Here is a 7,822-nt window from a genome sequence, read left to right as displayed (position 1 = left end):
CTCAACGACCGCGTGCGCAAGGTGACGCCCAACGGGATCATCACCACCGTCGCCGGCAACGGCCAGGCCGGCTACGTCTCCGACGGCGGCCCCGCCGTCGCCACCACACTCAACGGGCCGATCGGCGTGGCGGTGGACGGGTCGGGGAACCTCTACATCGCCGACTACTTCAACCACCGCGTGCGCAAGGTGACGCCCAACGGGATCATCACCACCGTCGCCGGCAACGGCCAGGCCGGATTCGTTTCCGACGGCGGCCCCGCCGTCGCCACCACACTCAACTTTCCCCGCGATGTGGCGGTGGACGGGTCGGGGAACCTCTATATCGCCGACCACCGTAACCACCGCGTCCGCAAGGTGACGCCCAACGGGATCATTACCACCGTCGCAGGCAACGGACAGGCCGGATTCAACGCCGACGGCGGCCCCGCCATCACCACGTCTGTGCAATCCCCTGCGGCCGTGACCACTGACCGGTCGGGGAACCTCTACATCGCCGACCACTCCAGTCATCGTGTCCGCAAGGTGGCGCCCGACGGTGTCATCACCACCGTCGCGGGCACCGGTATCGCCGGCTACGTAGCCGACGGCGGCCCCGCCACGGGCGAACGGCTCTACGAACCCGACGGACTGTTCGTGGCGCCCTCCGGTGACCTGTACATCGCTGACAGGTACAACCACCGGGTGCGGAAGGTGTGCGGTGTGGCGGCCGCGGTTCCGCTGGCCCTGCCGGTCTCGGACCTGTACGGCGAGGTCGTCCTCCCGGTCATGGTCCCCCGTCGCCAGGAGTTCGACCTGGGCGCCCGTGTCCACAACCGCGGCCCCGCCATCGCCAGCGGAGAGCACATCACGGTGGTGCTCACTCTGGCCGACGGCTTGGAAAGCGCCCAGGAGAACAACGGGCGGCGCCTGACCCGCACCTTCCCCGGCACCGACCTGGCCCCCAACAAAGGCTCGCTGGACGGTGTGTTCCGCGTCCGCGCCATGGACACCGCCAAGCCGGGCACGTACGAGTCCACCCTGGAGATCCAGTACGGCGGCGACCTCAACCTCAAGGACAACACTTTCACCTTGCCCGTCACCGTCGTCGTCCCCGAACCGGCTGCGGACGAGCGTGCACTGATCGTCTACCAGGAGAACATCCCCGAGGCCGCCCCCGGCCGCTCCGCCCGCTTCCACCTACGCTACGTCTCGCCCGTCGGCCAGCCGGTGAACCCTGGCATCATCACCCAGCGCTTCACCGCCCCCACCGGCTTCACCTTCACCGGCCGGCCCACCTACACCTACCCCGACACCATCCAGGGCGCCATCACCGGCGACCTGGAACACGAGATCAACGACTCCGGCCGCACCCTGATCATCCGCGCCAACCCCCACCTCAACACCACCGACACCGACAGAGGCACCCACCTCTACAGCATCGGCCTGAACGCCCAGCCCGACGCCACCCCCGGCCTCGTTGGGGACGGCTCGGCCAGCATCGGCCAGCGTCCTCCCGTGCAGATCGTTGCCAAGGTCACCGGCACCGAGGCGGAGCACAGCGTCCGTATCGTCCAGACCCAGCTCGACAAGGCACGGGTACGGCCTGGCCAGCAATGGGCCTACCCCGTGGTGCTCACCCTCACCAACACCGGGCGCACCCGGATCGGCCGCCAGGACATCGTCCTCACCGCCCCCCAAGGCCTGTGGTTCACCGAGAACCGAGTGATGATGTCCAGGGAAGGACACACCGGCGAGACCGAACTGGCCGGCCAACGCTCCGACGGCAACCGCACCTTGACACTCCGGGGAGCCGCCGTCGACCTGGCGCCCGGCAAATGGGCCGTCATCTACCCCGAGATGGAAGTCGAAACCGACGCCCCGGCCGGCGCCGTACGCGTCGGCATCCGCATCGGCAACCCCGCCTTCGCAACCTGGCAAGCCACCATCACCATCCAGGCATAACACCCCAAAGACCCAGGTCGGCTCGGGGCGACGCCACTCGAAAGAGCCATCGCTACAGCCCCCACCGCCCGGTCGCCAGCAACGGCCGAAGACACCTCTACGTGGCAGACGGGCCGCCGCCGCCCGGGCCGATATCCCCGTCGCCATCACGGCGCCGGAGCCCCGCGGGGGTCCCCCTGGGCGCCGCACCGGCCACCCCCCTACTCCCGGAAGAAAGCAGAGAACACGCATGAACGCTTCTACAACTCCCCAGGGCTGCACACCGCTCGACCCCGAAGGCACCGGCATCCGGACCCTCGGCTGCGCCAACCGCTTCGCCGTCTGGGACAGCGAGTTCCGCTACGACGGCCGCATCCGCGTCCCCGTCGGGGTGAAGATCAAGGACATCAAGTACTCCTACTACGGCAACGGACAGGCGTCCCAAGGCACGACCGAGTTCAAGCGCGGCCAGGGCGGCACCGGCGAGGAGTACGAGGTCATCGACCTCACCTTCCTCGACGACGCCGACCTCATCACCTTCACCCTGCGCGGCGACCTCAACGTCGACGCCGACCCCCGCCCCGCCTACAGCCGCACGTACCAGATCCGCGTCGACGTCACCCTCGACACCGGCGAGGTCCGCACCGCCACCCCGGAGATCGAGGTACTCACCGGCGCCTGGCAGAGCAGCGACCCCGAGAAGGTCGGCCGGCCCTTTGTCCGGCTGCCCTACGACAACAACTGGGGTGGTGTGCCCAACAGCCAGGCCGGCTTCGGCTACGTGTCGGACAACGGGCGTATCCCCGGGGACAAGTTCATCATCGACCTGGTCAACCTGCGCCAGGGCGAGAAGGGCGTGCAGAGCAACAACAGCGACCACGTCTACTACCAGCTCGTCCACGAGGACGGAACGCCCTCGCACTACACCCCGACTCCCCAGCTGCAGAAGGCGGAAGGACACAAGGACAGCGGCACCGGCCGCAAGGTCATCCTGCCCGCAATCGACCTGCGCCAGCTCGGTGACAAGCCCGGCTACTACCGCCTCCTCATCTGGCCGCAGTCCGCCGACCCCGACGGCTCGCCCAGCAGCCTGCGCTGGGACGAAGCAAAACCGGAGGACGCCTTCCAGCTCGGCAGCGTCTACTACCGGTACAAGGCACCGGCCAGCATCGACACCGGACTGCGCGCCACCATCAAGACACACACCCTGACGGCGACCGCAGGTCAGGAACGCTGGCTCTACCCGGCCTTCGTCATCCGCAACACCGGCCAGCGCACCATCGGCACGGTCAAGGCCGTCTTCACCGCCCCCGAGGGACTGCTGTTCATCGAGGACCGGGCCGCCTTCACCCACTGGGAGGACCAGAGCCACGAGCCCGTCGCCCTCGGAGTCCTCTCCGCCGACCGCCGCACCCTCACCTGCCCGGCCATGCCGCTCAACCTGGTACCCAGCGGACCCGGCAAGGACGCCTGGGTATCGGTCTACCCGGCCATGGAGGTCGAGGCCACCGCCCCGGCCGGACGGGCACTCGTCGGCATCCAGCTCGGCCAACCCGCCTTCGCCACCGCACAGGACACCATCACCATCACACGCACGAACTGACCGACCAACGCACCAAGAAGGGGCGGTGCCCCGCGTACCGCCCCCTCTGGCGACATCACGATCGCCGCCGACAAGGCCCACCGCCCAGCAGGGCCAGTCCGCCGGCAGCGACTGGCCCGCCGAGGGAGACGCGGACCTCGCCGCTAGACGCGTCAGCCCGGTGAGATGAATGGATAACACTGGCCGCGCCCGGGCTTGAGACACGCCCTCACGCAAGTGATATTCACGGGCATATCCGATCAAAGCCCCACATATGCTTACATGATCGCATCCCGTGGTCGGCTACGCGCAGCTTTCGTCGGCCCTGATGGACGACTGACGGAGCGTCGGCCAGCGGACCCGCAAGCCAACCAACTCCACCGGTTCCATCCCCTACCACCGCCCGACGCACCACCACGAGCGGCACGCAGCTGCGGATCGTCACAGGACGTCGCAGATCAGCAGAATGCACCACAGCTTCCCAGCGTCACAGACCCAAGTGTCAAGGAGTCCCGATGGCCAAGAACGTCCAAACCCTGCTACACAGCGCCTCTCCCTATGCGGGTTTCGACGGAAAGAGAATGTCCTACGACCCGCAAGGATGGGAGTCGGGTCATCCGGTCTTCGCCCAGGAGATTGAACGGCTCGCCCCTGGTCTGATCGTAGAGGTCGGCACGTGGAAGGGTGCGTCCGCGCTGCACATGGGCAAGCTTGTGCAGCATCTCGGAGTGGACTGCGAGATCGTGTGCGTCGACAGCTTCCTCGGCAGCGTGGAGCACTGGATGACACCGCAGGGGAGGTCCGAGCTGAACCTGGAGTTCGGCCACCCGCAGCTCTACTACCAGTTCCTGTTCAACGTCCTGCACGATGGCCTGGAGGACATCATCACCCCCTTTGCGTGCACGAGTACCCACGCCGCAAAGGTCCTTGCGCATCACAGCATCCAGTGCGACCTCGCCTACATCGATGCCGGACACGAGTACCGAGACGTTCTCACCGACATTGAGCACTACTGGCCGCTGGTCCGTGACGGCGGGGTCATGATTGGCGACGACTTCAGTAACAACTGGCCGGGTGTGATGCGCGCAGCACGTGAGTTCAGCGACACAAACGGCTTGCCTCTGAACATCTATGACTACAAGTGGGTGCTGCGCAAGGACTGACCAGCCGGTCATGCCGCTGCCCAGCGGAGTCCGAGGGTCACGTCCGCCGAGATGGTGTATCGACAGCCACTCGGTGATCTGGTTTTCAGGCCATGCGGTGAGTTCGGTGGGCAGAACGCTTTCGTCGGTGTCCGACTCGACCCGGGGGAGGCGGGCCTTGGCCAGCAGGCCGAGCCCAACCAGCCAGCAGGACCGGTCCGCCGCCGGCGAGTGTCCCCTCAATGAAGACGCGCGGGGCGTATCTCCCAAGGCGTGCCCGACGAGGCACGATGGCGGGCTACACCGCAATCCCCTCCACAACCGGCAGGCCGCGTGCTGTGCGGGGACGCAGTACACCTCCTCCCCTCGGATGCGCCCACCTGCCCGATACCGCGCCGCCTCGCCAGTCCCGCGCCTGCCGGGTCACGCCGCTGCTCACAGCGCCGTGACCCGGCAGGCGCGGCGGTCGTTGAAGACAGCGTCGCGCGACGAACATCCGGCCCCCCGCCGATGCGCGAACATCGTGAGAGCTCGTGATGCCATGATCGCGGGCCCTCGCCCTGTGCCCGTGCACGTCTCCGTGCGGGCTGCTCCTGGGGAACAACGTCCGAGGGGGCGGGCAGGGATTTATCAGCCAGCGGTCACGTACGTCACTTCCTGTGTGGGGCAGTCTTCCGCCACTTTCGACAGAGCATCCACCTCTCCCGCGTCCGCGGACAGTCCCCAACGGAGCTTGGTTGCGACCCAGTCCGCTACGTACTGGCAGCGGTATGCGGCTACGGGCAGCCAGTCCGCCGGATCTTTGTCGGCCTTCTGCCGGTTCGAGCCGCCTGACACCGCAATCAACGATGCGGGAACGCCCTGATCGTTCGCGTAGGCCCGTCGACGCTCCTGCGTCCAAGATGCCGCGCCGGAATCCCATGCTTCAGCGAGCGGGACCATGTGATCAACATCGATCGAGGATGCGGAGGTCAGCCACTTCTGGTCGTAGGCGGAGAACCACCTACCACCGATGAGCCGGCACTTCGGGCCTACCTCGGGGGCCTCGACTGCCTCTTGGAGAATGACTTCCTTGCGCGTGTCGCACCCATCGTTGAGGATGAGGCCCGCTGTCCAGTGAGGGAACTTCTTGTCGCGGTCGTAGCCCACGCGCGGGTCAGGCTCCTCCTCCACTGGGAGCCGCGAGACCGCCGTGAACAACGAAACGGTCTCCGACGCCGCCCTGTGACCGCTCCCGAAGCTCCTGGCAGGAGCGGTTGCTGCCGCAGGCGAACGGGTGGCTGCCATGGCTGTTGGTGAAGCCAGGGCTGGGAGAAACAGCAGGGCGAGCGCCGACAGCACTCGCGGGAAGTTTTTGGCCATGAACTGGATGTCGGCACGCACCCTGCTCTTAGGAACTCAGTGCGAGGCCGCTTCACCCAGCCGCCTCCGGTCATTCACCGCAGAAACGATGCGACGATCCGCCACTTGGATTCACTGAATCGCTCTTGGAGCCGCGGGTCGGGCAACATCTAGCGGTGGTTTGTTAGACCGGGATGTAGGGGTTTAGGGGTCTGCCGCTGCCGACGGCGTTGATCAGTTCCTGTAGTGCTGTGGGCGGGGGTTTCGTGGACCATGCCCGCCAGTAGCGTTGCAGCGTGACCCAGGGCGTCAGCCAGCCACGGACGGCTCGCAGTGCCTGGGGCCAGCAGGTCGGTCGGGGCTGCTGGGACTCGGATTCTCCCCCTCTCTGCCGGTCCTGACGGTGTGTCGGGACCGGGTGGTGGGTCGGCCAGGGCGGGCGGGGGCGGGTCAGGAGCGAACCAGGTGTTCCAGCAGAAGCTGAACGCGCAGTTCACGAGGGTCTGGTGGCGGCGGATCGCGGCATCGGAGCGCACCTGGAAGTCGGCCCAGCCGAGTTCGTCCTTGACCTGTTTGTAGCTCTGCTCGACCCAGTGCCGCAGCCCGTAGATCCGCACGACCTCGGCGAGGGCAGCGGGTGGGTAGGGCGATTCGGTGGCGCGTGGGGAGCCGGGGCGGGGCAGGTCGGTGGCCAGGTACCAGGTCGCCTTGGCCGGCAGGGTGGCCGGGTCGGCGGTGGCCACCACCAGGCGGACGTTGCCGTCCGGTCCCCACCAGCCCAGCTGGGCCTCGGCGGCCCACCAGGTGGCGGTGTGCCCGTCGCGGAACGTACGCTCGATGCGCGACCAGTCTCCGGGATGATCTGGGTCCTGCCAGGTCAGGAGACGGGCGGCGTCGACGGGCGTGTGGGTGTCGAGGCCGTAGGACCAGGTGCCGTGCCGGGGCTTGAGAGCCATCACGAACGGCAGGCCGGCGTCGTGTAGACCGGCGCGGAAGCTGTCCTGGTCGCCGTAGGCGCAGTCGGCGGCCACCGCGCGGAAGACCAGCCCGGCCGCCTTGGCCTGGGCGGCCAGATCGGCCGCGATCTGCAGTTTGGTGCGAAAGCCCGGGTCGCTTTTGCCACGGGGGAAGTGATGGGCGGGGGTATAGGGGCAGGCGTGGGCCGGGTAGTAGACGCGCTCGTCCGCCCAGCAGGTGGTCACGGTGACCACACCACGGTCGATCTTCCCGACCGAGCCGAGATATTGCTTGCCCACGTGGGCGGTCGCCGTCCCGTCCTTGCGGTCGCCGGAATCATCGACGACCAGGACCCCGCCCGGGTGCGGGGCGGTGGCCGGGTCAGCCAGCAGTAGTTCCAGGCGGCGGGCATTGACCTCTTCCTGGCTCCAGGTCGACTCGGACAGGAAGAACTGCAGCCGCTGCACTGCCGCATGCTGGGCGCCGGCCACCGGTTCGGCATCGGCCAGGCAGGTCAGCGTCTTGTTGCGGTCCCGAGGCAGCAGCAGTCCGGCCAGGTACTCGCGAAACCCACGCCGCTGGGCCAACGTCCCGAAGAGATCATCAAACTGGACGGCGTACCCTTCCAGTGGACCCGGCGCGGGCGGACAGGGCAGCCGTTTCGTCATCTCAGGCCCTCCAGGCGGTAGTTGACGCCCTCACCTCACGGCGTACTCCCGCACGAACCCGCCGTCAACAAACCACCGCTAATACTGCAACGGTGCTTGCCGTGACTGCTGGCCGGGTGTGTCAATTTAACGGCTGATCTTGGTTGTTGAGGTTCAGTTGTTGGCTGGGGTGAGCCGGCCTTCGAAGGCGATCTGGAACGCGTTCAGGG

General features: G+C 67.3%; 5 protein-coding genes. 3 read left to right on the top strand and 2 right to left on the bottom strand.

The features are described from left to right. From ABZ471_RS46685 to ABZ471_RS46675, 3 genes are all read left to right on the top strand, one after another. On the top strand, positions 1-1,944 hold a 1,944-nt coding region (locus tag ABZ471_RS46685), incomplete at its 5' end, for an NHL repeat-containing protein (RefSeq protein ID WP_359075242.1). Between the two features lie 229 nt (positions 1,945-2,173). Beyond that, entirely contained in the window at positions 2,174-3,526 is a 1,353-nt protein-coding gene (locus ABZ471_RS46680) for a hypothetical protein (RefSeq protein ID WP_359075241.1), read from the top strand. A 494-nt stretch (positions 3,527-4,020) separates the two neighbouring features. Further along, a complete protein-coding gene (locus ABZ471_RS46675) occupies positions 4,021-4,668 on the top strand; it encodes a class I SAM-dependent methyltransferase (protein ID WP_359075240.1) in 648 nt (215 codons plus the stop codon). Between the two features lie 609 nt (positions 4,669-5,277). On the opposite strand, the gene ABZ471_RS46670 is transcribed toward ABZ471_RS46675, so the two are convergent. Together ABZ471_RS46670 and ABZ471_RS46665 are read right to left on the bottom strand one after the other, a co-directional pair. Continuing rightward, entirely contained in the window at positions 5,278-6,009 is a 732-nt protein-coding gene (locus tag ABZ471_RS46670; RefSeq protein WP_359075243.1) for an HNH endonuclease family protein, read from the bottom strand. Between the two features lie 149 nt (positions 6,010-6,158). Beyond that, complete coding sequence (locus ABZ471_RS46665) at positions 6,159-7,532, bottom strand: IS701 family transposase (protein WP_359075239.1); 1,374 nt, start codon at positions 7,530-7,532, stop codon at positions 6,159-6,161. Positions 7,533-7,822 lie beyond the last annotated feature (290 nt).

The sequence above is a fragment of the Streptomyces sp. NPDC005728 genome (genome assembly GCF_040630895.1).
GTDB lineage: Bacteria > Actinomycetota > Actinomycetes > Streptomycetales > Streptomycetaceae > Streptomyces.
Note: the sequence above shows the minus strand (reverse complement) of the source record. Positions and strands in the feature narration are given on the sequence as shown.

What these genes read in the sequence shown, in the direction of transcription:
- ABZ471_RS46680 (WP_359075241.1), top strand. Translation starts at nt 2,174, where the DNA reads ATGAACGCTTCTACAACTCCCCAGGGCTGCACACCGCTCGACCCCGAA.
- ABZ471_RS46675 (WP_359075240.1), top strand. Translation starts at nt 4,021, where the DNA reads ATGGCCAAGAACGTCCAAACCCTGCTACACAGCGCCTCTCCCTATGCG.
- ABZ471_RS46670 (WP_359075243.1), bottom strand. Translation starts at nt 6,009, where the DNA reads ATGGCCAAAAACTTCCCGCGAGTGCTGTCGGCGCTCGCCCTGCTGTTT.